Consider the following 24,521-nt stretch of genomic DNA (forward strand, 5'->3'; position numbering starts at 1 on the left):
TACGTTGATGCGCGGTCATCACTTACAGGGTTATGGCGTATTACGGGTTAAGCAGTGACGCTCGCACGGGCTGTGCATTTTTAGCTGGCAACAACGCCAGATACACTTCGGTGGACTCACCGGGAGCCAGCGTGGTTTTCGGCCAGGCCGCCACCGCCAGCGTGCGGTTACTGGCACAGTTCGCTTCGTCAAACCGCTGTGGCTGGTGGCCGGTGTTCTTGACTACGCCAACGGCCAGGCTGATGGAAAGATTGCTGTACCACTGATGGCGGCCAGGCTGATAACTTAGCGACGGTGAACTGCGGCAGATCTCGGATAAGCGTGCACCGCTGTGGTCTATCGTAAAACCCGCTGGCGTCTGACCGCCAGCCAGGTCGCGCAGTGCGCCTTCCACCATGCCAAACAGGTTGGTTTTACTGTTGCGCTCGGCAACGCGCCCCATGGCATCGTTGAGCTGGCGGCGGTTATCCGCCGAGACAAAGCGGGTGGGATCGTTTTGATCGCCAATCAGGTGCGGCGTGAGGATAAACAGCCGTTCCCGCCGGGACACTTCGTGCTGGCGGGAGGTAAATAATTTACCGATCCACGGGATGTCGCCCAGCAGCGGTACTCGTTTATCACGATCGCCGCTCTCCTCAACGTGAAAACCGCCCAGCACCAGCGCCCGGTTTTCGCCAATCAGTGCCTGAGTGCTGACGGTGCCACGTTTCACGCCCGAGGCGGTGCCTTCGGTGTTGGTTTCTACCTGGCCGTCTTCAATATCGATAACCAACTGGATACTGCTCAGGCTGCCGCGCCCTACCACACGCGGCGTCACCTGAAGGCTGGTGCCTGCGGTCACGGGCTGCACATTGGCGACGCGTTCGCCTGTGGCAGTAATAAATGCGGTGCGGCTGAAATCAATCACCGCTGGTTGGTTTTCCAGCGTCAACACCGAGGGGTTGGCGACGATCGAGGCGGTGCCTTCCCCTTCCAGCGCCTGAATATCGGCGAAGAAGCGTTTGAAATCACTGACAAACAGCGTACTGGAGCCCGACATCATGTTCGCGCCACCGGTCACGGCCCCCAGCTTCCCCTGCCAGTTGGCTTCCAGCCTTGAGAGCGCGGTGCGATCCACATCCAGAATAATGGCATCGATATTCACCAGATTTTGCGGCACGTCGATTTTGTCGATCAGTTGCTGATATTCCTCGCGGCGTTTTTCATCATCACGCACCAGTAAGGCATTGTTACGCACATCTGCCGACACTTTGCCGTTAAGTTGATCTTTCTTGTTACGTCCGGCGCTGCCGCTGTTGCGGCTCGCAAGCCTGGCCAGCATGGTGCGGGCATTCATCTCGATGGCCTGACTGGCATCCGGCCCACCGGCAATGCTGTTTGCCGCCGCCATGTTGCCCTCGCTGCCGATACCGCTGGTTGCCGCCGCCCCCGCCGGGTTGCCGTGATTACCGTCCATCAGCTCATTTAAGATCGTCGCCACACCGGGGATAACCAGCTTTTGATCGCGATATTGAATGGTGCGATCGGAAACAGAGGCATAACGCAGAGGAAAGATCATCACTTTGCGGCGATCGTCTTTGGTTTCACGCTGCTGGCTAAAATGACGGATCAGGTTGACGTATTCCGCCGGGCCGGTCACTAGCACCACCCCCTCTTCCGGCAGCTCTCCCCAGCCAAAGCGCGCATCCAGCAACCCGATACCGGTGAGCGCCTGTTTCATATCCGGTGCCGCATCTTGCGAGACGTCAATACGTACCGAGGTTTGGGCGTCTTGCGGGCTGACATACAGCACATTGTTATAGACAAACCACTGAAACCGGTGCTCCAGCGCCAGCCTGTCAAGAAAGGCGACGGCGTTATCCGCCCGGATTTTGGCCTCGATATTGACATCATCAATGTTACCAAGCACCAGATCGACGCCGTGACTGGTGGCAAAATCCTGCAAAATGACCGACAGCGGCGTCTGTTCAGCGGAATAGGCATAAGCGCCTTTACTCCAGTCTGACGGCGTTAGCGCATGTGCCATCGGCATCATGCCCACCAGCACCACCGACCAGCAAAACAGGCGATAAACCGTCAATAAAAATGCATACAGTGCGTTACGCATGCTGATCTCCTTGCAAAAAAGCCAGTGTTTTCAGATTCCGCGGTAGCGATGACACCGACCGGGTTGCCGGGGCCAGCAGTCCTTGCCACGCATCCCGCTGATTAACCAGCGCTTCCAGGGTTTGACACAGCCGTACCGGGTCATCCGGTTCATGGCGCGTCAGTAACCATAATTGCCCGTCAGCCGATAAGCTGAGCGAGGCGGCCTCCCTGCCAAGGCGCAGTACCGCCGCACAGGAGTAACGCAGTGCCGTGTACAGCTCGCGTTCATCTATCCTGTAGGGCAGATTTATTGCCGCCGCTGCGCCTATTCCGTTAGGGTGACGGGCCAGCAGCACCTCGCCATCGTCAATGTGGAGCGTCAGTTGGCCCGAGGTACTGTTAAGCCAGCGTTCAATGAGCGTGACCCACTCAGTTGAAGTCATTGATGATGGCCTTCGCCAGCCCGTGTTTGACGCTCAGCATTTGCCCGGCTGCCCAGTTGGCATTCGAGTAATCCATGCTGGCTTCATAAAAGGCATAGCTGTCAGACAGGCTGACCTCCCCTTGCGAGACGCTCAGGGCGATGTCGTCAAGCCGGGACTGCGCATCAACAAACGCGCTGTCCAGCCGACGCTGAATAGGTGAAGATGAAGACATAATCGCGTACTCCCGTAACGTTAACCGGCCAATTGACCTGTTGTTGTGTGGCAGGAGGGCGGGAGGAGTTCCGGGCAGGGTGAAAAGAGAGGCGAAAAAATGCTTTGAACCTGTTGTGCCCCGTAAAACGCAGGATGGCAAATGCCGAGGAATCGGGTATCAACCCGGTAAAAACGGCTGCAATGCCCATTGCAGCCGGTGAGATGACCTCAGTACCTTAAAATGGCGTGCTGCCATACTGGTAACGGTAAAAACGGCGATACTCCGGTTTCTTCGGGTTATCCGAGGCCAGCGTTTTTTGCAGTGACTTGCCGCCAATCAGGCCGGTAATGCCGTAGGACAACAGGCTGGTCTGTTTGTCCAGCTGGCTGATAAGGTCACTTTTACTGCCTGCGGCGAGTGCGTTGAGATAGTCGTTTTCAAGCTGGCTCAACTGGCGAGCCGAGGCTTCCCAGTTCGGGTCAAACGACACCAGTTGCTGTAAGAACGCAATCGGTGCCACACCTTTCCCCTGATACAACGCGGAGATTTCATCCTCCTTGCTGACCGGTGCCGAGTGACGGAAACCGGCCATCACCAGTTTGGCACGTTTGGCTGGCCCTGCGACTTTGCCCATCTGTTCGGTGATGAAGTGATACCAGCGGTAGTCAAATGCGAAACTTGAGCGCGCATCGTAGCGGGCACTGTAGACAAAGGTTTCAAAGACCTCACGGCCGCCAAACCACTTGCTTTCCAGCTCAGCCAGAATCTGTGCCAGCGTTTTGTTTTTCAAAATGGCGTTGAAGGCATTGGTGTCTTTATCGGAATCCTGCTGGCCCTGTACCGGGTCAACCACCACCAGACGAATGGTTTTGGCCTTGGCCCAGACGCCGGGAGCCTGATTCAGCCCGGCCAGTTGATACAGTTCAGCCAGGAATTCGGTTAAACCGACAGCCGCCCCGCGGCTATGCCCGCCGATCACCAGTTGGTATTCATTGAGCGTTTGCAGATGATCGACCAGCGGGAACAGGCTGTTGAGCGTGACCACATCGGCACGGTCATCATAACCATTGACCTGATCGTAGAGCACACCCAGTTTGTTGCTCATATCCGCGAAGGTGCCTGTCCAGGTTTCGCGTTTTGCCAGCACCTGGGTTTTGGTCAGCATGGCGGCAGTGCCGATGCCGTCAATGGCGACAATCGTGTTAAACCCGCTGATTTCAACATTCGACAGGAAATCCTGCTGGGTGGTCCCGGTACCACAAAACCAAATAAGTACTTTTTCCATGATTAACCTCGTTACAGTTACAATACGAAAGATGTTCGTCAGGGCAATGAACCGGCACAATGTAACGAGAGCAAGGATGGCAGGATTGGGCAAAATCACGCCCTTTCAGGCAGCAATGGTGAAAGCAGTATTGGCCCCCTGAGACTGAGGTAAACAGATGGGGTGGCGATACCGCTGTGTCAAACGCCGTCCGTTGCCGATGCACCTGGCTGCAAAGCCGAATTCATTGCGATAACGAGTCAGCGCCGCGGGTTATCCAACCCCCCGTTAGCGATTGCTGTGGCGCTGTGAGATGACCTTAGCAGATTGACCTGTAACGTTAACATACCGGGCGTTGTGTGAGCGGTGGTACGTTATTTTGTCATCAGGGGACGGCATTTTCAGGCTGCGAGAGGGGCGGCGTGGCCGGTAGTAACTGCGCCACCGCCTGCTGCCAGCTTAGGCTCATCACCCCTTGTGGCGTTACCAGCTTCAGCGCGTCGTGGGGTAATGAATCATCCCCAGTCAATGTCCAGCCCAGGTGGGTATGTTCTGCCAGCCAGGCCGACACCTCCGGTTGTCGTTCCGGGTGGCAATAGAGCCTGCCACGCCCATCGCCGCCCTGCGTGCGCAATAACTGTCGCAGCAAGGCCGGGTAACGTTCGGCATCCGGTACGGCCGTTAATAACTGTGTCATGGCTTCATTAAGCAACTGAGCGCACTGTGACACCAGCCAGGCCTCCGTTTGTTCGCGCTCTTGCTGCCAGCCGTGCAAAATATCATCCGCCTGTTGCCAGAACTGCTGTTCTGCCTGACGGGTTGCATGAATAACAGCTTGCTGCGCCTGCTGCGCGGCCTCTTCCAGCATAACTTGCGCCTGCTGGCGGGCAGCGTCCATCACGGTCAGCCCCTGCTGATGTTGTTGTAATTGGCCAGCCGGGATCACCTGCCTGTGTTGAACATCCGTACCTGCAACCAGCGCTAACTGCCTTTTCGTCAACATAACTCCACTCCCTGATGTTGATGACATCGGGGTGCGTTAAAGCCGCACTACCCCGTCATGCTTTAGCTGCGCAAGGCGTTACTTGCACAATGCGTTCAAGTCGTACAATAAGCCCATCAAAATTAGTTTACCAAGTAAACTATTTTGCACTGAACCGACCACCTCCGTTCAGCGGCCGGTTATACGCCAGCAAAGGCGGTATCATCCGCGGCTTTCCAGATAATGGCATCGCACAATGCTGATACCCGACTCTGCGGCACGTTATCACGCCATGACCCGATAACCGCCCGCCCCTCTTCGCGCGGGTAAAGCAATTGCAGGCGTGACCCGCAGGAGGCCGGGAAACGGCAGTGCAGAATGGCCAGAGCATCCTGCCGGAGCTGCTGGTCAAAGCGCAGTGCCGCAGGCAACCACAGGCCAGGACGCAGCGCCTTTGCCAAACGCCGGCACCAGAGCGAGAGCGCATCCGGTAGCGGATATCCCCCTTCCCGGCACACGGTCGCCATCAGCATCAGGACGCGATCTCGTTGCGGTTCGTTGAGCTGTGCCAGTTGTCGTAGCGCAGGTTGCGGGGCTGGTGGCAACGTGGGCGTGATACCCAGGCGATGACACAGTGCAGCGTGGTGTACCGCGGCCAGCGCCATCTCACGGTGATGATAGCGCCCGCTATGCCAGCTTGAATGCGCCTGCTGCAAACAGCCGTAGCACCACCAGCGGTACCAGAGCAGCAGGTCGTTTGCCTGTGTGTCATTGAGCGTTACGCCATTAAATGCGCGTTCATTAACTGCACTGTCAACGCCACTGTCGTTATGCATGTGTCAGGCTCCGGCATCCGGCTGCACGGCTTTTTTCCGTGCCTGAAATTGCGCCCACCACGGTTTGCCAAAACGCCAGCCCAGCACCCCGGCCAGCGTCAAGGCCAGCAAGGCTGCCAGCCACTGTAATTGGTTCATCGCCTGTGGTGTGAGCTGAAACGGCCCCAGCGACACTTTGGGAATATGGTCTTTATAGGGTTCTGCCGGCACAAACACGATAGCCAACTCTTTGTCGCTCTTTCCCGCCAACCCCGGAATACTGCTGGCGACCATGCGACGAATGCGCGGTTCAATGCTGTCTGGCTCAAGCTCTGGCCGGTATTTAATAAACACTGCGGCAGACGCGGGTTGAACCGGCTCTCCGGGGGCGATCCGCTCGGGCAACACCACATGCACGCGCGCCACCAGCACGCCGTCAATTTGTGTCAGGGTAGATTCCACTTCCTGTGACAGGGCATAAATATACCGGGCGCGTTCTTCCAGCGGTGTTGAGATAACCCCGGTCTTTTGGAACACCTGGCCCAGGTTGGTACGGGTCTGGCGGGGTAATCCGGCGGCATTGAGAATATTCACCGCCCGTTCGATATCTTTTACGTCAATCAGGATCGTAACCACCGCTTTTATCGGTGCGTTTTTCCGCCCCGATGCGATACCCCCAAGGGCGGCAATCACTTCATTGGCGTCGTTTTCACTCAGACCACGGTGCAGTTCAACGCGATCGCCGCAGCCCGCCAGCAGAAGAACCAGCCACAACAGGAGGAGTCGATGCAGAACGAATTTACTCATCATGCCGCCATTGATTGTGTGTTGAGGATTACAGTGAGCAGACTTATTGCAGGTTGGTGAGTTTTTCCAGACTCTGGACGCTTTTGGCCACCACCTTGGCATTTAGCAGGCTCTCCAGATAAAACGACGATAAGGTGCGGGTGGCATCCATGACATCTTTGGGGTTATTGCTGTTGATGCTTTTGCCGACCTGACGCTCCGCTTTCTGTAACATGTTGTCCAGGTTGTCAGATTTTGCCGCCAGCGCCCCCAGCAAGGCGTTGTTGTCAGCCGCCGGAGCGGTGGGGGCAGCCGCTGCCGGATCCAGCGCCGCGCTAAACCAGGCGACATCCGACTGCGCAGGCACATCGGCACTGCGCGCTTCCCCCTCACCGATCGTTCCCTGAAATTCGTTGACGCGGTTGATTTTCATCATGAGTCCGTTCCTCTCGATGGATGTTGACAGGATAAAAAACCGGGGGAATTCCCCCGGTAGTCGACGACCTGCGCAATATCAGAACTGGATGGCTTTGGCCGCTTTCTGCCCGGAGTTCATGGCTTTGGTGGCGGAGTCCATCTGGCCGTCCGTGATTGAGCTGATGGCGTCTGTTTTCATTTTCTGTGACTGAGCGGCGGTGGTCATCGCGGTAGTCTGTGCCATGGTTTTGTCCAGAGTTGCCATGGAAGCCATTGCTGCTGCGTTAGAAAGTCCCATCATGATAGATATCTCCAGTTAACAATTGATTGAATTGCTTGATAAATGAGTTTCGCTGCTGAACGTTGCGACTGACACAGTCATCGTGTTCATAAGTTAAGTAGGAGATAGCCTGAGGTGGTTCCGATAGCGATTCACTTTTTTTCCCCTGGTGGTGATAACAGGGTGATACCCTGAAAATTACAGTCCCCGCGCGGCTACATTGAGCAGCTTGATACGGTGATACAGCGTCCGTTTAGGGATACCCAATTCATTTACCACGGTATCGATACAGTGGTCATTACGCTGCAAGGCTTCCTGAATCAGAAAGCGCTCGATACGTCGTAAACGCCCTTTTAACGAGGTCAGCGATTCGTTATCGGGAGCCAGAGCCGCGGCATTGGCCATCGGCACCGGTGATAACCCCAGAACCCAGCGTTCTGCCGCCGCTTTAAGTTCGCGCAGGTTGCCCGGCCAGCCGTGCATCAGAAGTTGCTCCTGAATGCGCACCGGGAGCCCCGGTATCGGGCGTTTGAGGCGCGCGGCGGCCGCATGCACAAAGCGCTGAAACTGCGGCAAAATCACCTCGGTTCGAGCGCGCAACGTCGGCAGTTGAATTTTTACCGTGTCCAGACGGAAGTAAAGGTCACGCCGAAAACGCCCGGCCTCGACCAGCTGATGCAGCGGTGTCTGCGTGGCAACGATGACACGCATGTCCACCGGTTTGAACTGTGTGCTCCCCAGCCGCTCAATACCGCGACTTTCCAGCACCCGCAGCATTTTGGCTTGCAGCGTCAGTGGCATACTGTCGATTTCATCCAGAAACAGAATGCCTTTATCGGCGGTTTCCAGATACCCGGCACGAGAGCGGTTAGCGCCGGTATAGGCACCGGACACCACGCCAAACAGCTCACTTTCTGCCAGCGTTTCCGGCACGGCGGCGCAGTTCACCGCCACCAGCGGGCCTGCGCAACCGGACAACTGATGAATGCGCCGCGCCAGCGTGTCTTTGCCGGTGCCGGTTTCGCCCTCCAGCACAATATCCACATTCAGTGGCGCAATGGTGTGAATCAGCGACGTGAGCGAATCGTGAATATCCTCGACGCGGTGTGCATCGCAAGCGGTCATACCTGGTGAAAGAGAGAGTACCGCCCCGGTATCCGCAGCATGGTGGCATGGCGTTATGGGCGGTGACATCGATGGTTTGCTATTCCTTATTATCATGATAACTCCTGTAATCTTGAGGTCTTCCATTAGCACTCTGCCCGGCGGGAGCATGTTGCACGGCGTGCAATCCGTTCACCACGGGCACCCATCTCGCCATCCTGACGATTTTCTGCTGTAAAAATGCGTTTTTTAACAAAGCATTGATGGTAGCCGTAAGCATTACCGGCAATGCGTTAACAAACCATCAGCCAACGACTGAAGTTAGGGTAGGAATTGAGGAGTTAAACGTAGGAATAATCTGACCCCGACCGGGCGCAGCACCATGACCGCGCCGCATGCTGCGGGCAAACAGGCGCTATAGCCCGCCAGGCTGGATACAAACTATAGCGCCACCTATTTTACCTATCGGTCAACGTTATTATCAGGCGATTAAACGCTGACTCAATGCGTACTTCACGATATCGGCATTGGTGGTGAACTGCATTTTTTCCATCAGGCGGGATTTGTGGGTACTGACCGTTTTATTGCTGATGGCCAGCGCCTGCGCAATCGCATTGACACCCTGCCCCTGCGCCAGCATCACCATTATCTGGTGTTCGCGGGCCGTGAGCAGCTCATGACGGCCATGACCATTGAACTGACAATCAGCAAACACAATCTGTTCGGCAATGCTGTGGTCAATATAGCGGGTGCCTTGAGCGACCCGGCGAATCGCCGACAGCAGCGCTTCTGGATCTTTATCCTTGGTGATATAGCCCAGGGCACCGCTTTTTAGCACCCGGCGGGCAATTTGCGGCTCACTGTACATGCTCAGCACTAAAATCGGCAGCCGCGGATACTGCGCGACAATGCGGATAATCAACTCCTCACCGCAAATGCCCGGCATGCTCATATCCAGCAGCAGCAGATCAATGTGAACCTCCCGCAGTTGCACCAATACCTGTGAGCCTGTTCCCGCTTCCGCCACCACTTCCAGCGCATCATCCAGCGCGAAGATCTGTTTTAGTCCTTCACGCATGATCACATGATCATCGGCGATCATCAGCTTTATACGTCTGTCCATCAGCATCATTGTCCTCTTTAGCGAAAACCCATCCTACGCACTCTCTTTTGGAAATGTCAGCCTGACCAACGTCCCCGCGCCGGGCTGGCTTTCAACCACCACCTCCCCGCCAAGCATCCGGCCTCGCTCCTTCATACTCATCAGGCCAAAGGCATGCGGCTTAGGGGTTCTGGCATCAAACCCTTTGCCGTTATCACGCACACTTAACACTATCAAACCCGCGCAGTTCTCCAGGGTGATGACCACCCGTGACGCTTCGGCATAACGGGCAATATTGGTCAGTGACTCCTGCACCACCCGAAATGCCGCTGTCGCGCATTCGTCATTGAGAACCACCTCAGGTTCCGGTGCCAGCAACAAACACGCGCAGCGATACTGGCGAATAAATTCGTCACGCAGCCACTCCAGTGCTGGTGTCAGCCCCATATCCAGCACATTGGGGCGCAGGCGCGTCGCCACGTTGCGCACCACCTGGATGGTTTTATCGGATAACGACATTAAATTCTGTAACTGCGTCATCATGTGTGGGTTATCGCGGGCAAATTGCATACGCATCAGCGACAGACTCATACGCATTGACGTCAAATGCTGGCCCAGTTCATCATGAATTTCACGAGCGATATGCTTGCGTTCCTCTTCACGCGAAATTTCCCGCTGACGCGCCAGCAGCCGTAGCTGCATGTGTGAATGCTCCAGTTTTTTTTCTGCATAGCGCATCGCGGTGATGTCGCGCCCTACCGTCAAAATCGAGGTCAGTGTGCCGCTTTGGTCAAACTCAGGCACACAGCGGATATGGTGAATCACCCGATGGCGCTCCTCGGTCAGGCCAATGTCTTCCTCCAGTTCGCTTTCAATTGGGCTTTGTGTATCCACCACCTGCTTCACCAGTTGCAAAATCCGCTGAGCACAGCGCGCCTGGGGCAATAAATCGGTCAACAAGCGTCCGTGCAGTTGTTCGGCGGTAAATCGCAAATGGGTCAGCGTCGCCGGGTTGGCATACTGGCAATTCAGTTGCGGGTCAAAGCGCACGATCAAATCCGGGGTATTTTCCACTAACGCGCGGAACTCCTGTTCACGGGCGTAGGCCAATTGTTCGATATGCTTACGTTCACGAATATCCCTGACTACGCACATACTGTATTTTCGTCCTTTGTGTCTGAAATGATTGACACTGACCTCTACCGGCACAATCACGCCCAGGCGGGTTTGATGTCGGGTTTCAAAGGTCAGCCCGCGCTTCCAGGTGCGCGGATCGCACCAGTGGCGATGCGTATCCTCCCTCTCCCAACCGGGGTCAATATCCCGCATTCGCATGCGACGAAATTCGCAGCGGCTGTAGCCCAGCACCCGGCACGCCTCGTCATTGGCGTAGCAAAAATGCTCAGAATCATTAACAATATAAATGGCATCCTTAATACGACTAAACGCGAAATCCACCAGGCCCAGCGGCGGCGCATCATCTTCAGGCCGGGGGTGTGGTGTGGTATATAACATTGCCATCTCCTTGCTCGTGCTAAAGCCCGCCAACACCCTTTGCATCTGATGTCAGCAGCAGAAAGGAAAAGTCGCAGAGATCGCCTTCGCAGGAAGAGGACCTGCGACCCTGTTAGGCGGCGTGCCGCCAAAAACTGACTGACAGGTTGCGCTATCCCCTGCTCATTCAGCAAAGATGCCCTTCGGGCGTGGCAATATAAGCGGGCCTGCGTACTGACATGCAAGACGCAGGCGCGGGGCTTATGCATCAACGGCCTGACGCAGATATCCTCTGGCACGAGAAAGACGCGAACGCACCGTACCAATAGGAATGTTGAGTTGCTCGGCAATCTCCTGATAGCTGACATCTGTATCCAGTAGCATCATCAGCATCTTGCGCGTCTCCTCCGGCAGGTGCTTACTGGCGCTCAGTGCGCGATTAAGTGAATGATCGCCCTCGGTTATCCGGCTCGGGTCGATATCGGTAGACAGCACCTCAGCCACTTCCAGCGCCTCATCACTGATGTCATTAAAGCGATGGCGGGACTGCTTGAAATGATTGCGCACCAGATTCAGGGCAATGCCGAATACCCAGGTTTCCGGGCGCGACGCCCCGGCGAATTTTTCACGGTTTTTCAGCACTTCCAGATAGGTCATCTGCTGTAAATCTTCCACATCTTCACGGTTTGATACCCGCTTACGAATGAAATTTTGCAGCCGCTTGCCATGCAGGCGGAAAACCTGCTCCCAGTCCACGGGATTGGCGGGGGTATAGGTCTGATACGAGTCCGTTTGTTTCAGCGCAACAGTGTCCATTTCATTAACTCTCCATCGTGATGCCCCAATTGGCGCATCAAGGAGAGCAAAGGCTGTGCCAGCCACAAAAAACAAAATAAACAGTTGTTTTTAATTGATTTATTTTTTAAAGAACACCGCTTTTACGCCATTTTTTGCCGGTAAAAAGTGGCCTTGATTGCAATCTCTTGCAATCAAGATCTGACTAATGGTTCATGTGATGATAGTTGTTGAAAGTTATAGTTTATTTTGAGGTTGTATTCTTTGATGGGAACCCGGTTCACGGTCTTGCCACATAACTGCACACCGTTAAAGCAGAGGCTGCATCAGGCAGGACAGGATAATGATCTCTCTCAATACCGTTTCTCCCATACTCAATACCGGCAGCAGCAACACCGCCAACGACATTGACGATCAAGAACCGGTCAACTCACCGGTCAACACCAGTGCGCCCAGACCATCGCACGATAAAGCCCTGAATGATGCGATGGAGGAAGTCACCGCCAGCTTCGGTGAGCAGGTCGAGCGAAAAAGCAAGGCGATAAACCGGCGGCAAGTCAGTCAGCCGCAAAGCCGGATGCTGGCCAATATCGAACGCATTGAAAAACTCACCGAATTATTTCAGTTACTGGAAAACCCCAAACATCCAACGCTCGACCAGCAAATCCGCCACATGCAGGCTTTACTGGGGCAGGCCACACCACCGACGCTGGATGACATTCTTCAGGCCGCAGGCGGCGATGCCGCACGCAGCGACATTGTGCTGCGCCATGTGATCAATCAGGCGCAGCAACAGCAAGAGACGTCGCTGGCCCTCGCTGCAACCCAGAGTCTCAACCACCTGCATCAGGAAAAAGGGCCGGAGGTTCGCGCAGGCCTGAACACCGCCGGGGCCATTTCGCTGTTCAGTACCGACCCGAATCAAAAGCAGGCGCTGCGCGAGCTTTACTACCAGCGTATCGTTCATCAGCAATCGCCCAGTGCGCTGCTTGATGCCTTACTGGAACGCTTTGATGCCCAGCATTTTGCTGCCGGTTTACGCACCTTGCAGCGGGCCCTCGCCGCCGATATCGCCTCGCTGGCACCGTCCATTGCCAAAAGTGCGCTGACGAAAATGCTCAATGGCTTAAATGACTCGCGCCAGCTCAGCCACACGCTTTCAGCAAGCCAGGCATTGCTCGCGCGTCTGGCCGCCAAAATGCCGGCGTGCACGCTCAGCGCCGTCGAACTGACCCGGCGGCTGATTGGCCTGAGCGCGAACGGTGCCTATGCCCGTGACTTGCACAATCTGGGCCGTGAAGTGGCCGGGCAGGATGTGCAACGCCAGCAGTGGTTTTTTAACGGCTTGCTGCCACTGGTCAACGATTTACCGCACCCGCTGTGGCGAGATGCGAAAAACCGCCTGACCGCGCTGCAACTGATCCGCGGTTTGATTGGCGATCTCGCCCGTTATGAAAAACAACAGCAAGACGCCTCATCACCGCTGAACTCGCGTTCCCAGTACGGAGGATGACGCATGGCCGTGTTGATAGTCTGGCTTAACCGTTTTGCCATCAGCGCCATGCAGCGCTCAGAAGTGGTCGGTGCCGTTATTGTCATGGCGATTGTGTTCATGATGATAATCCCGCTGCCGACCGACCTGATTGACGTGCTGATTGCCTTTAACATTTGCATTTCATCCTTGCTGATCGTGCTGGCGATGTACCTGCCTAAACCATTGGCATTTTCTACCTTTCCGGCGGTGCTGCTGCTCACCACCATGTTTCGGCTGGCCTTGTCGATTTCCACCACCCGGCAAATTCTGCTGCAACAAGATGCCGGGCATGTGGTGGAAGCATTCGGTAACTTCGTGGTGGGCGGTAATCTGGCGGTGGGGCTGGTTATTTTCCTGATCCTGACGGTGGTGAACTTTCTGGTTATCACCAAAGGCTCCGAGCGCGTCGCCGAAGTGGCAGCACGCTTTACCCTCGATGCGATGCCCGGCAAACAAATGTCTATCGACAGTGACCTGCGTGCCGGGTTGATCGATGCCCAGCAGGCCCGCCAGCGGCGTGAAAATCTCGCCAAAGAGAGCCAACTGTTCGGGGCGATGGACGGCGCGATGAAGTTCGTCAAAGGGGATGCCATCGCCAGCCTGGTGATTGTTTTCATCAACATGATAGGCGGGTTCGCCATCGGTGTGCTGCAAAACGGTATGGCCGCCGGTGACGCGATGCACATTTACTCGGTACTGACCATCGGTGACGGCCTGATTGCCCAGATCCCGGCGCTGCTTATCTCCCTGACCGCCGGGATGATAATCACCCGTGTTTCTGCCGACGGCCAGAAAATGGATAACAATATCGGCCGGGAAATTGCCGAGCAGCTCACCAGTCAGCCTAAAGCGTGGATCATCTCCTCGGTAGGGATGCTCGGTTTTGCCCTGCTGCCCGGTATGCCAACGCTGGTTTTTCTGGTTATCAGCCTGCTGTCTCTTGGCAGCGGCCTGTTTCAGCTCTGGCGGGTCAAACAGAGTGGATTACAAGAAGCGTTACAGGATGCCGATAACCTGCCTGCCGAGCAGAACGGTTATCAGGATTTACGGCGCTTCAACCCGACGCGCGCCTATCTGTTGCAGTTCAACATTATCTGGCAGAACACCACGCTTGCTTCCACGCTGGTACAAGACATTCGCCGTTTGCGTAACCGGCTGGTCTATCACTTCGGCTTTACGCTGCCGTCATTTGATATTGAGTTCAGTCCGGCCGTTCCTGAAGATGAGTTTCGCTTTTGCGTTTATGAAATTCCGCAGTTACGCGCCAGTTTCGGCATCGTCATGCTGGCCGCTTCCCGCAGCCAGTTCCCGCCAGACATCGACGATGACCAGATTTTCCCCGGTCTGCCGAGCCGTGATGAGCAACATTTGCTGTGGCTCACGCCGGATCATCCGCTGTTGCAACAACCGGAGCTGGCCGTCTGGCACCCGGATACCTTGATCCTCTCGCGCATGGAAAATGCCATTCATCGCAGCGGCGCGCAGTTCATCGGCTTGCAGGAAACCAAGTCTATTCTCGCCTGGCTTGAGAGCGAACAGCCCGAGCTGGCGCAAGAGTTACAGCGCATCATGCCGCTGTCACGTTTTGCCAGCGTGTTGCAGCGCCTGGCCTCCGAACGCGTGCCGCTACGCTCCGTGCGGCCGATTGCCGAAGCGCTGATAGACGTCGGCCAGCATGAGCGCGACATCAACGCCCTGACGGACTACGTCAGGCTGGCGCTCAAAGCCCAGATTTGCCACCAGTACAGCCAGGATGACAGCCTCACCGTCTGGCTGCTGACGCCAGAAACCGAAGAGTTATTGCGTGATGCGCTGCGCCAGACGCAAAGCGATGTCTTTTTTGCGCTCTCCCAGGAGTATGCCGCGGCCCTGCTCACGCAATTGCGCCGCGCCTTCCCGCCTATGGCTGCATTGGGTGCGCTGATATTGGTGGCCCAGGATCTGCGCAGCCCGCTGCGCATTCTGCTGCAAGATGAGTTCCACCATGTGCCGGTGTTGTCCTTTACCGAGCTGGAATCACATCTGGCTATCAACGTCGTCGGGCGCATCGACCTGCATGACACGGCTAACCCTTTTACTGCCTGATGACCGCATGACACGCAAGGAAAGCGACACCGAAAACGGAAATGCAAAAAGCTGCACTCCCCCCATACACCTTTAACGCACAGGATGAAGCAACATGTTTGAGCTACGTGTTCTGACCGGATTACACCGTGGAGCCGCGCTGCCACTGAGCGGAACCGCATGGCGCATCGGCTGCGCCGATGAGGCGGATATGGTGCTGTATGACCCTGGCATCCGCGACCAGCATTGCCTGCTGGAACAACAGCCGCAGGGCTGGTTACTGTCATCACTCGATGGCCCGGTCAGTAACGGTGAAGGCCATGCCCTGACCGAGCCACTGCTGATCCAGCCCGGCACGCCGTTTGCTGCGGGTGGTATCTGGCTGTGTGTGGTCAGTGCCGATACCCCGTGGCAGGATGAAGAAACCGCCGCCTCCCCGACGGAGACACCGCCGCAGAGCGCCCCCGAGGTGCCCGCCGACCCTGACGAGCCGAGCCTGGTTGCGCCGCCATCCGTCGCGTCGCGCCCTGCCAAGGCACGCCTGCCGCTGTGGGCCAAATTTTGTTATCTGCTGCTGGGCGTACTGCTGTTTGTCATTTTCGGCAGTTGGATGTTACAGGAAACGGCGGCAATGCCATCCGCGCCCGCGCCACAGGACAATCGCCTGCCGCTCGGCACCCCGGCGCAATTAAGCAGCACGCTACAAACCATGCTGGCCGAGCGCGAGCTGGAGCCGCTGGTCAGCGCCCGTCAGGAGCATGACCGGGTGGTACTGAGCGGTGAACTGCCCGCCGGACAACACACCCGACTGGCGCGCATGCTGGTGCAGTTTCACCAGCGCTACGTCACCGCGCTACAGGTTGATAACCGCACCACGGTCAAAAACGAATCGCTGCCGTTTCAGATAGTACAAGTCACCAGCGGGCCGCGCGCTAACGTCGTCACCTCGGACGGGCGGCGCATTTTCGTCGGCGACGAAGTAGATAACCTGCGCCTGGTGAGCATCAATGACAGCCAGATAGAGTTTCGCGGCAAACAGCAAATCAAGGTGAACTGGTGATGATGACCTCAGCCACTTCAGACGATCGCTATCCGCAACTAGCGCACTGGCTTGCACAACAGCGGCGGCGGCTGGCCGCCTACTCGCCGGTAACGCAGCAGGGGCAAATAGTCGGTATCAACGGGATTTTACTCGAATCCAGCCTGCCAAACGCCCGCATTGGTGACCTGTGCCTGGTTGCACGCAATGATGAAGCGCAGGTTCTGGCGGAAATTGTCGGGTTTAATCAAGACAACACCTATTTATCCGCGCTCGGTGCGCTTGATGGCATCGCACAGGGCGCACGGGTCACTCCGCTCTATCAGCCGCACTGCGTACAGGTGTCAGATGCGCTGTTTGGCAGCGTACTTGACGGGTTTGGTCGCCCGCTGGAAGCAGGCGGGCACAGCGCGTTTGTTGAGCCAGGCACGCTGGCTGAGCACCCAATGCCGGTCATTGGCGATGCGCCGCCGCCCACCGAACGCCCGCGTATTGCCACCCCACTGACTACGGGTATGCGGGCGATTGACGGTTTATTGACCCTGGGCTGCGGCCAGCGGGTTGGCGTGTTCGCCGGTGCCGGGTGCGGTAAAACCACACTGCTGGCGGAGCTGGCGCGCAACACGCCGTGCGATGCCATTGTGTTTGGCCTGATTGGCGAACGTGGCCGTGAACTGCGCGAATTTCTCGACCACGAGCTCGATGATGAACTGCGCCAGCGCACCGTTCTGGTGTGTTCAACCTCAGATCGCAGCAGCATGGAGCGCGCCCGTGCGGCGTTTACCGCCACGGCGATTGCCGAAGCGTTTCGCGCCGCCGGAAAACAGGTACTGCTGATTATCGATTCGTTAACCCGTTTTGCCCGCGCCCAGCGCGAAATTGGCCTGGCACTGGGCGAGCCACAAGGCCGGGGCGGCCTGCCGCCGTCGGTCTATACCTTGCTGCCCCGGCTGGTGGAGCGCGCCGGGCAAACCCGACAGGGCGCGATTACCGCGCTCTATTCCGTCCTTATTGAGCAGGATTCAATGAACGACCCGGTGGCCGATGAAGTGCGTTCATTGATTGACGGCCACATCGTGTTATCGCGCCGCCTGGCCGAACGTAATCACTACCCGGCCATTGATGTGTTGATGAGCCTGAGCCGTACCATGAGTAACGTGGTCGGGCGCGATCACACCGCCCATGCCAATGCCGTGCGCCGCCTGATGGCCGCGTATAAACAGGTCGAGATGTTAATTCGACTCGGCGAATACCAGCCGGGGCACGATGCCTTTACCGATGCCGCCGTCAACGCCAATGACGACATCAACCGTTTCTTACAGCAAGCGATGCGCGAGCCGCAATCGTTCGAGCATATTCAATTACACCTTGCCGAGGTGAGTCAGCATGCCAGCCTCTAACCCCATAAAAACCCCCGTGGCCGTGGAAGAAGAGCAGCCCGACAACAGCATGCTGGAATTACAGTGGGTTGTTAACGCGCTGCTGCCCATTCGCCGCCAGCGTTTAAGCCGCGCCGAACGCCACTGGCGTGAAACCGGGCGGCGGTTACAGCAAACCGAAGTCTCGCTACATCAGCAACAGGCCCGGCTGACGCAAATGAAAACCGACTGGCAACAGCAGCGGGCGATTTTTTTGCGTGACGCGCTGGGAAAAACACAAACGCTGGAATCGCTCAAAAATCAGCTGGAGCAGGAGCAAAAGCAGATTCGTCAAATACAGGCGCAGGTACTGCTGTGTACCGACTGGCAACAGCAATATCTGTACTGGCAACAACAGGCCAGCGAGGCGCGAGAAGCCGTGCGGCTGTGCCAAAAAGCCGTTGAAAAACTGGAATTTCTGTTAACCACCTATCAGGAGGCCATATGACCCCTCAACTGCCTGTTTCCCAGGAGACTACGCTGTCTCCTGCGCACCCGCTGGCCTCAGCGGAGCCGTCCGCGTTCGCCGATAACGCGGACACCCCATTCTGGGCGCTGCTGGGCGACACCGATGACACGCAACCGCCCTTCCCTGATGCCAGTTGGCTGCCGTTCGGCCCGCCGCTGGCGCTGCATCCGCTGCTGCCTGACGAGGCGTTGTCCGCCGCAGAGCAAACGGAACCGGCGCGGCCCGCCTTCTGGCCTGCGCTGGCCTCTTCGCTGACGGAAATGCCGATGCTACGCCACGGCGAGCCGCTCTCTTTTAGCCTGCAACTGCCGCAACTGGGTCATGTCGATGTGCGCATGGTGACACAACCTGCGCAAGGCTGGGAGGTATCGCTGCGTTTTGGCAAACGCGCCTATGAGCAACTGAAAAACCAGCGTGACGACTGCCGCCGGTCGCTGGCGGGCACCTTGCGCGCCCCGGTTTTGCTGCAATTTGAAAGCCGGGAGGACGATGAATGACGGCACAGGGTTGCACACGATTCACGCCTCGCCCGGTGAGCCTCGCTCAGGCCCGCGCCTCTCGTCAACTGGCGATGCCACAGCGCTTTGCATTCCAGGTGGATAACGAACCGGGTGAGCTACGTTTACAACTGGCCCCGGTTGCCCGCCCCATCGCACAGGAAACGATCGGCAGTTGGCATTGCCAGGCGGGCGCGTTCTGGCTGGAACACGCCGGGCCGCTGTTATCGCTCCTGAGCGCCTGTCCGGCCATCGAGCCCCTCCCCGCGGTGGATGCGCAGGATTGGCACGGTTACTGGATGCTTTACAACCACTATCTCAGCCCGCAATTGCGGGACTGGCTCGGGGAGATTCGCCCGGCTCCGCCGCAGGAGCAGGGTCATACCATCCCGGATAACGCGCTGGCGCTGTGGCTGAGCGTGGTGTGTGGTGACAGGCATTTCTCGGCCCGGCTATGGGTGGGTGCCGGGACGTTACAGGTATGGCTCGCTCACCCCGGCTGGCAGCGCACCTATGCTGCGCTGCCTGATTATTTAGCCATTCGCGTGCCACTGACGCTGGCAGAAGTGACGTTGTCACTCGAACAATGGGCCGCACGGGAACCGGGTGACGTTATCTGCCCACTCAAACTGTACTTCTCAGTAGCCGGAACAGGCAGTGTGACGCTGGCAGGCTGGCGACTGAGCGGGCAGCTCACCGTGGATGGGCTTGCCCCTTACCGGTTTACCGTAACAGAACTGGAGGAATGCCCCGTGACAACCGTTTTTGATGACCCGTCTCCTTTTGCCGATAGCCCCCGGTTGAAGAACCGCGCGTTTTGGCCGATGCTGGCTACCCCGCCGCAGCCACAGACGCGGGCCTGGGCGGGCCGCACCATACGCTGGCAAACGGGTATGCCAGTGCGCCTGCCGCCGCTCTCTTTGGCGTTAACGGTACGCTGTGGCTACCTGACGCTGACGCTACAGGATTTGCAGCAACTGGCCCCCGGTTCGGTGCTCACGCTGCAACAGGCCGTTCCCGGCGAAGCCACGTTGTATCACGGTGAGCAGGCGCTGGCGCACGGCGAACTGGTGGATGTGGCAGGCCGCCTCGGGCTCCAGATAACCCATTGTCTGAATACGCCGACCGCCGCGCCGCCTCTGGAGCCTGCGCCATGACCGCCGGTGGCTTTGATCCGGTGATGTTTGCCCTGTTTCTGGGCTCGCTGTCACTGATCCCGCTGATGATGATTATCTGCACCTGTTTTTTGAAGATCTCGATGGTGCTGATGATCACCCGTAACGCCATCGGGGTACAGCAGGTGCCGCCAAACATGGCGCTGTATGGCATCGCGCTGGCCGCGACCCTGTTTGTGATGGCTCCGGTATTCAACGACATCAAACAGCGCTTTCAGGACAACCCGGTAAACTTCAGCAATCTGGATGCGCTGGAAAGCAGCGTGAGCAAAGGCATTGAGCCGCTACAGAAATTTATGTCACGCAATACCGACCCGGACATCCTCACCCACTTGCATGAGAACAGCCTGCGTATGTGGCCTGCGGCAATGGCGGAGAAAGTCACCACGCAAAACGTGTTGCTGGTATTGCCTGCCTACGTGCTTTCCGAATTGCAGGCCGGGTTCAAAATCGGCTTTTTGATTTATATCCCGTTCATCGTCATTGACCTGATTGTCTCAAACGTCCTGCTGGCGCTGGGGATGCAAATGGTCGCGCCCACCACCTTATCGCTGCCGCTCAAAATGCTGCTGTTCGTGCTGGTCAACGGCTGGACACGCCTGCTGGATGGTCTGTTCTACAGTTATCTGTGAGGTTGCCATGGAAACCCTGAATTTATTTCGACAAGCGATGGTGCTGGTGGTGATGCTCTCCGCCCCGCCGCTGCTGGTGGCGGTGATTGTGGGCGTGCTTATCTCGCTGTTGCAAGCGGTGATGCAGTTACAAGACCAAACGCTGCCCTTTGCCGTCAAACTGGTGGCGGTGGGCCTGGCGCTGGCAATGACCGGGCGCTGGATTGGCGTTGAACTTATCCAGTTGACCATGCTGGCCTTTAACATGATTGAACAAACACGGGCGTGACGCACCATGCTCTCTCTGGCCAGTATCCAGCAACTGTATGATTTTATTTATGCCATGACCCTTGGCGTGGCCAGGCTTTACCCGTGCCTGTTTCTGGTGCCGCTGTTTTCGTTCTCCATCCTCAAAGGGATGTTACGTAATGCGGTGGTATTGGCGCTGGCGCTGGTACCCGCCAGCGCGATTCAGCAACAGCTGTTAACCACCCCACTTACCTGGCCGATGCTGCCCGCCTTATTGCTCAAAGAAGCGGTGATCGGCCTGTTGCTCGGCGTGGTGCTGGCGATGCCGTTTTGGTTGTTCGAATCCGTCGGCGCGCTATTTGATAACCAGCGCGGCGCACTGACCGGCGGCCAGCTTAACCCGGCGCTCGGCAGCGATGCGACGCCGCTCGGTCACATGCTAAAAGAGCTGTTTATGATGATGCTGGTGATGAGCATCGGCTTTTCCGGCATGACCCAGTTACTGTGGGACAGCTACCAGCTCTGGCCGGTGCTGACCTGGCTGCCGCCATTATCGGAGCTTGGCTTTCATACCTACCTTGATCTGCTCAAGGAGACGTTTCGGCACATGATTGTGTATGCCGGGCCGCTGGTGGCCTTGCTGCTGTTGCTGGAATTCAGCATCGCCATTCTCAGCCTCTACAGCCCGCAATTACAGGTCTACGTGTTATCCACCCCCGCCAAATGTCTGGCAGGCATGGCTTTTTTCGTACTTTACATGCCGGTATTACAGTTTCTCAGCGAAGGCCGTCTTCATGCGCTGGCCGACCTGAAACCCCTGCTGGCGCTCTTTTTTCAGACCGCCCCCTGACACGCTAACCATGAGGTCACGCCGGTGAGTGAGAAAACGGAAAAACCCACCCCAAAAAATTGCAGGATGCGCGCAAAAAAGGGGAAGTCGGGCAGAGTCAGGATGTGCCGAAACTGCTGATAAGCGTCGCGCTGCTGGAGATGATCATCGCGTTAAGCGAGAGCGGAATGAGTAAGTTGCAGGCCTTGATGCAACTGCCCCTGAGCCGCATCAGTGACGCGTTCGGCCACGCCGCCGACGAAGTATTCAGCGCCGCGCTGACACTGCTGGGCACCTTCTGCCTGCTGACCATTAGCCTCGCATTGTTGATGCGTATTGTCGGCGGCTGGATCCAGTACGGCCCGCTGTTCGCCGTAGACGCGCTCCAGCTTGACGTTAACCGCTTAAACCCGGTCAACCAGATAAAACAGATGTTCAGTATGCGTAAGCTGACCGACATGCTGACCAACCTGCTCAAGGCCGCCACCATCGGCCTGGTGTTCTGGCTGGTGGTTGTACCACAGCTGGAGTGGCTGGTAGAGCTGGCCTATGGCGACCTTAATGGATTCTGGAAAGGGGTCGAGGCGGTATTCAAAAGCGTGGCCCGCACCACGCTTGGCGCACTGCTGGCACTGGGGTACCTCGATTTTGGCTTGCAGAAATACTACTTTCTCAAGCAACAGCGCATGAGCCATGAAGACATTCGCAACGAATACAAGAACTCGGAAGGCGACCCACACATGAAAGGCCACCGCAAAGCGCTGGCGCAGGAAATTCTCAATGAACCGGCCAGCCCGCGCAAAGCCCGTGTGGAAGAGGCCGATTTACTGCTGGTTAACCCAACGCACTACGCCGTGGCGTTGTTCTACCGCCCCGGCAAAACCCCGCTGCCGCGTATCCTGCTTAAAGGCGAAGATTTTCAGGCAAAAGCGCTCATCGCCCGCGCCCATCAGGCTGGCGTACCGGTTATTCGCTTTATCTGGCTGACCCGTACCCTCTACCGCATGCCGGAAGGTCACTACATTCCACGCGATACGCTGCAACCGGTCGCCCAGGTCTACCGGGTATTACGACAGCTTGACCGCAGCCTGCCTGCACAAGAGATTATCGAGCTGGAGTGACCGGCCCGGCACAGCGATATCCGCCGCTCACACCGTCTCCACAGCGTGAGCGGATGAGGGTTACGTAAAGAAAAGGCCGCCGCCGTTAAAAATCGTTTCAATATAGGCCTGCACTCGCGTTAAATATTTGCTATTACGACGGTTATTCCCTTTTTACGGATAAAAGTGCTGCCATGTTCAAATCGTTTTTTCCTAACCCAAAACTGTTTTTCTCCTCCGCACTACTCTGGTCATTAATGGCGGTCATTATCTGGTACAACGCCTATAAACCGCTCGGCGAGTCGCTGTTTCACATCGACGCAGCTTTGCCACAAGGGGCAATACGCTTTATTTCACCCGCTTTTTTGTGGTTTTACGGCTATTACGTGCTCTGCGTCGGCCTGTTCGCCGCGCTCTGGGCCTGGCTGCGGCCCCATCCGTGGCAACGCTGGTCGATTCTTGGCACGGCACTGATTATTTTTGTCACCTATTTCTCGGTGGAAGTCGGGGTGGCGGTGAACGACTGGTATGTGCCGTTTTACGATTTGATTCAAAAAGCGCTCAGCAGCCCTAACGCCGTGACCATTGAGGCGTTTTATCAGCAATTGCTGATTTTCCTCGGTATCGCGCTGACTGCGGTCACCGTCGGGGTACTGAATATGTTTTTCGTCAGCCACTATGTGTTTCGCTGGCGCACTGCCATGAACGATTACTACACCGGGCACTGGCAGCAGTTGCGCCACATTGAGGGGGCCGCGCAGTATTCAGGAAGACACATAATGCGCTTTGCCTCCACGGTGGAGAGCCTTGGCGTAGATTTAGTGAAGTCACTGATGACGCTGATTGCCTTTTTACCAGTGCTGGTCAGCCTCTCGTCGCACGTCAAATCCCTGCCGTTGCTTGGTGAAATTCCTTACGGGCTGGTCATTGCGGCACTGGTTTGGTCGTTACTGGGAACCGGTGTGCTGGCGTTAATCGGTATCAAGCTGCCGGGACTGGGTTTTAATAATCAGCGGGTAGAAGCCGCCTATCGTAAAGAGCTGGTCTACGGCGAGGACGATGGCAGCCGGGCCAGCCCGCCAACCTTAACGTCGCTGTTTTACCCATGTGCGCAGAGACTATTTCGGCTCTATTTTCACTACACCTATTTCAACATCGCCCGGGTGCTGTACCTGCAAACGATAATGTGTTCGGCATTATCATGCTGTTACCCTATCGTGGCAGGCAGCCTGACACTTGGCCTGATGACGCAAATTACCAACGTGTTCGATCAGGTGCGCAGTTCTTTTCAATACCTGATTAATTCATGGACGGTTATCGTCGAAATGATGTCTATCTATAAACGCCTGCGCAGTTTTGAATCAGCGATTCAGGATATGCCGCAAACCACGAACCCCCCGCCAATATTGGATAATCCGTGATACCGATTCTGCGTTGTCATAACGGCAACGCGGAATACCATTACCGCTCACCAAGGCTTTCGCCTGGCTGTCACCAAACAGATATTTTATCTGCCCCTTTTTAACTGATGGTGAATGAAAAATGGCGAATTAACGTCATGACGCAGCCATTATTTTCCCGGCAGACAAAAAATGAAAAAATAGGGTCTAGTAAGGCAATTTAAAAACAATTTTTTGAATAAGTATGGAGAAAAGGCTGTGCCCTTGAACCATACCACTAGTACATGAAGACGAATGATTGATTACCAAATAAAATAAAAAATACGCAAGAAAAATCTGGAAAAAACACAAATAGTTTGTTATTTCATTA

The 24,521-nt window shown here is 56.5% G+C and carries 24 protein-coding genes and 1 pseudogene; 12 read left to right on the plus strand and 13 right to left on the minus strand.

What is annotated here, in order from left to right; all coding sequences use genetic code 11:
- Window positions 1-40 precede the first annotated feature (40 nt).
- From sctC to DAQ1742_RS10870, 13 genes are all read right to left on the minus strand, one after another.
- Window positions 41-2,107, minus strand: coding sequence for a type III secretion system outer membrane ring subunit SctC (gene sctC, locus DAQ1742_RS10810; RefSeq protein WP_067486923.1), 2,067 nt, complete (start codon window positions 2,105-2,107; stop codon window positions 41-43).
- Window positions 2,100-2,531, minus strand: a complete 432-nt coding sequence (locus DAQ1742_RS10815; protein ID WP_035341729.1) for a type III secretion system chaperone — start codon at window positions 2,529-2,531, stop codon at window positions 2,100-2,102. The genes sctC and DAQ1742_RS10815 overlap by 8 nt, the downstream gene beginning before the upstream one ends.
- Window positions 2,518-2,745 (minus strand): type III secretion protein HrpF, encoded by a 228-nt coding sequence (locus DAQ1742_RS10820; RefSeq protein ID WP_035341728.1) that lies wholly within the window; start codon window positions 2,743-2,745, stop codon window positions 2,518-2,520. Before DAQ1742_RS10820 ends, DAQ1742_RS10815 begins: the two co-directional genes overlap by 14 nt.
- Before the next feature lie 217 nt (window positions 2,746-2,962).
- On the minus strand, window positions 2,963-4,012 hold the full coding sequence (locus tag DAQ1742_RS10825; RefSeq protein WP_035341727.1) for a hypothetical protein: 1,050 nt from the start codon (window positions 4,010-4,012) through the stop codon (window positions 2,963-2,965).
- Between the two features lie 364 nt (window positions 4,013-4,376).
- A complete protein-coding gene (gene sctL / locus DAQ1742_RS10830; RefSeq protein ID WP_035341726.1) occupies window positions 4,377-4,994 on the minus strand; it encodes a type III secretion system stator protein SctL in 618 nt (205 codons plus the stop codon).
- A 179-nt stretch (window positions 4,995-5,173) separates the two neighbouring features.
- Window positions 5,174-5,809 (minus strand): serine kinase, encoded by a 636-nt coding sequence (locus DAQ1742_RS10835; RefSeq protein WP_232046444.1) that lies wholly within the window; start codon window positions 5,807-5,809, stop codon window positions 5,174-5,176.
- A 3-nt stretch (window positions 5,810-5,812) separates the two neighbouring features.
- The gene (gene sctJ / locus DAQ1742_RS10840; RefSeq protein WP_408609406.1) at window positions 5,813-6,598 is read right to left on the minus strand and encodes a type III secretion system inner membrane ring lipoprotein SctJ; all 786 of its coding nucleotides are present in this window, start codon (window positions 6,596-6,598) and stop codon (window positions 5,813-5,815) included.
- Between the two features lie 40 nt (window positions 6,599-6,638).
- Window positions 6,639-7,010, minus strand: coding sequence for an EscI/YscI/HrpB family type III secretion system inner rod protein (locus DAQ1742_RS10845; RefSeq protein WP_035341722.1), 372 nt, complete (start codon window positions 7,008-7,010; stop codon window positions 6,639-6,641).
- A gap of 78 nt (window positions 7,011-7,088) precedes the next feature.
- Window positions 7,089-7,295 carry a hypothetical protein gene (locus tag DAQ1742_RS10850; protein WP_035341720.1) on the minus strand — a complete coding sequence of 69 codons (207 nt, stop codon included), beginning with the start codon at window positions 7,293-7,295 and terminating at the stop codon, window positions 7,089-7,091.
- A gap of 174 nt (window positions 7,296-7,469) precedes the next feature.
- On the minus strand, window positions 7,470-8,396 hold the full coding sequence (locus DAQ1742_RS10855; RefSeq protein WP_051124041.1) for a sigma 54-interacting transcriptional regulator: 927 nt from the start codon (window positions 8,394-8,396) through the stop codon (window positions 7,470-7,472).
- Window positions 8,397-8,856: 460 nt separating this feature from the next.
- Window positions 8,857-9,498 carry a response regulator transcription factor gene (locus DAQ1742_RS10860; protein WP_035345956.1) on the minus strand — a complete coding sequence of 214 codons (642 nt, stop codon included), beginning with the start codon at window positions 9,496-9,498 and terminating at the stop codon, window positions 8,857-8,859.
- A 33-nt stretch (window positions 9,499-9,531) separates the two neighbouring features.
- Window positions 9,532-10,992 carry a PAS domain-containing sensor histidine kinase gene (locus DAQ1742_RS10865; RefSeq protein ID WP_035341718.1) on the minus strand — a complete coding sequence of 487 codons (1,461 nt, stop codon included), beginning with the start codon at window positions 10,990-10,992 and terminating at the stop codon, window positions 9,532-9,534.
- Window positions 10,993-11,232: 240 nt separating this feature from the next.
- Window positions 11,233-11,787 (minus strand): RNA polymerase sigma factor, encoded by a 555-nt coding sequence (locus DAQ1742_RS10870; protein ID WP_035341716.1) that lies wholly within the window; start codon window positions 11,785-11,787, stop codon window positions 11,233-11,235.
- Window positions 11,788-12,109: 322 nt separating this feature from the next.
- Here DAQ1742_RS10870 and sctW point away from each other — a divergent pair, with 322 nt between their 5' ends.
- From sctW to sbmA, 12 genes and pseudogenes are all read left to right on the plus strand, one after another.
- Complete coding sequence (gene sctW / locus DAQ1742_RS10875; protein WP_035341714.1) at window positions 12,110-13,279, plus strand: type III secretion system gatekeeper subunit SctW; 1,170 nt, start codon at window positions 12,110-12,112, stop codon at window positions 13,277-13,279.
- 3 nt (window positions 13,280-13,282) lie between these two features.
- A complete protein-coding gene (gene sctV, locus DAQ1742_RS10880) occupies window positions 13,283-15,385 on the plus strand; it encodes a type III secretion system export apparatus subunit SctV (RefSeq protein WP_035341712.1) in 2,103 nt (700 codons plus the stop codon).
- Window positions 15,386-15,479: 94 nt separating this feature from the next.
- A complete protein-coding gene (sctD, locus tag DAQ1742_RS10885; protein ID WP_067486919.1) occupies window positions 15,480-16,424 on the plus strand; it encodes a type III secretion system inner membrane ring subunit SctD in 945 nt (314 codons plus the stop codon).
- The gene (sctN, locus tag DAQ1742_RS10890) at window positions 16,424-17,803 is read left to right on the plus strand and encodes a type III secretion system ATPase SctN (RefSeq protein WP_035341708.1); all 1,380 of its coding nucleotides are present in this window, start codon (window positions 16,424-16,426) and stop codon (window positions 17,801-17,803) included. The genes sctD and sctN overlap by 1 nt, the downstream gene beginning before the upstream one ends.
- A complete protein-coding gene (locus DAQ1742_RS10895) occupies window positions 17,790-18,269 on the plus strand; it encodes a hypothetical protein (protein WP_051124040.1) in 480 nt (159 codons plus the stop codon). Before sctN ends, DAQ1742_RS10895 begins: the two co-directional genes overlap by 14 nt.
- Window positions 18,266-18,787, plus strand: coding sequence for a type III secretion system HrpP C-terminal domain-containing protein (locus DAQ1742_RS10900; protein WP_035341706.1), 522 nt, complete (start codon window positions 18,266-18,268; stop codon window positions 18,785-18,787). Before DAQ1742_RS10895 ends, DAQ1742_RS10900 begins: the two co-directional genes overlap by 4 nt.
- The gene (locus DAQ1742_RS10905) at window positions 18,784-19,944 is read left to right on the plus strand and encodes a FliM/FliN family flagellar motor switch protein (protein ID WP_180706110.1); all 1,161 of its coding nucleotides are present in this window, start codon (window positions 18,784-18,786) and stop codon (window positions 19,942-19,944) included. Before DAQ1742_RS10900 ends, DAQ1742_RS10905 begins: the two co-directional genes overlap by 4 nt.
- Entirely contained in the window at window positions 19,941-20,594 is a 654-nt protein-coding gene (gene sctR / locus DAQ1742_RS10910; RefSeq protein ID WP_035341704.1) for a type III secretion system export apparatus subunit SctR, read from the plus strand. The genes DAQ1742_RS10905 and sctR overlap by 4 nt, the downstream gene beginning before the upstream one ends.
- Before the next feature lie 7 nt (window positions 20,595-20,601).
- The gene (sctS, locus tag DAQ1742_RS10915; protein WP_035341702.1) at window positions 20,602-20,862 is read left to right on the plus strand and encodes a type III secretion system export apparatus subunit SctS; all 261 of its coding nucleotides are present in this window, start codon (window positions 20,602-20,604) and stop codon (window positions 20,860-20,862) included.
- Window positions 20,863-20,868: 6 nt separating this feature from the next.
- Complete coding sequence (sctT, locus tag DAQ1742_RS10920; protein WP_035341700.1) at window positions 20,869-21,672, plus strand: type III secretion system export apparatus subunit SctT; 804 nt, start codon at window positions 20,869-20,871, stop codon at window positions 21,670-21,672.
- Between the two features lie 24 nt (window positions 21,673-21,696).
- Window positions 21,697-22,772, plus strand: a pseudogene (sctU, locus tag DAQ1742_RS10925) (type III secretion system export apparatus subunit SctU).
- A gap of 173 nt (window positions 22,773-22,945) precedes the next feature.
- Window positions 22,946-24,172, plus strand: a complete 1,227-nt coding sequence (sbmA, locus tag DAQ1742_RS10930; RefSeq protein ID WP_180706111.1) for a peptide antibiotic transporter SbmA — start codon at window positions 22,946-22,948, stop codon at window positions 24,170-24,172.
- The last annotated feature ends 349 nt before the right edge of the window (window positions 24,173-24,521 follow it).

The sequence above is a fragment of the Dickeya aquatica genome (assembly GCF_900095885.1).
Classification (GTDB): domain Bacteria; phylum Pseudomonadota; class Gammaproteobacteria; order Enterobacterales; family Enterobacteriaceae; genus Dickeya; species Dickeya aquatica.